This is a genomic window from Ensifer sp. ENS08, assembly GCF_014852195.1.
Lineage (GTDB): Bacteria > Pseudomonadota > Alphaproteobacteria > Rhizobiales > Rhizobiaceae > Ensifer > Ensifer adhaerens.
Genome location: NZ_JACVBF010000069.1, coordinates 1 through 368 on the forward strand (window position 1 = coordinate 1; position 368 = coordinate 368).

Consider the following 368-nt stretch of genomic DNA (forward strand, 5'->3'; position numbering starts at 1 on the left):
ACCTGAGCTACGGGCCCATTCCGGTTGCACGCACCACCTAAGTGTCGCTCGACGCTTAAAGTGAGCGGGCGTGGTTCGTATCCTTGTGAGAAAGAGAAACGTGGACGGCGGCACTCGCCATACCAGCCGAATACCAAAGGTATTTCCGTGGCGTATTGCGTTTCGATGGTCACCTGACTGGTGCCATCTATGTTCTAAAAAGCACGGGAAAGGTCATGCATCCGAAGATGCCGTCTTCCAGTTCCACAGCTTCCTTAGAAAGGAGGTGATCCAGCCGCAGGTTCCCCTACGGCTACCTTGTTACGACTTCACCCCAGTCGCTGACCCTACCGTGGTTAGCTGCCTCCTTGCGGTTAGCGCACTACCTT

1 rRNA gene is annotated in these 368 nt (G+C 55.2%); it reads right to left on the reverse strand.

The window, feature by feature from the left end:
- Positions 1 to 258 precede the first annotated feature (258 nt).
- Positions 259 to 368: ribosomal RNA gene (locus IB272_RS34545) — 16S ribosomal RNA — on the reverse strand; the annotation flags it as partial.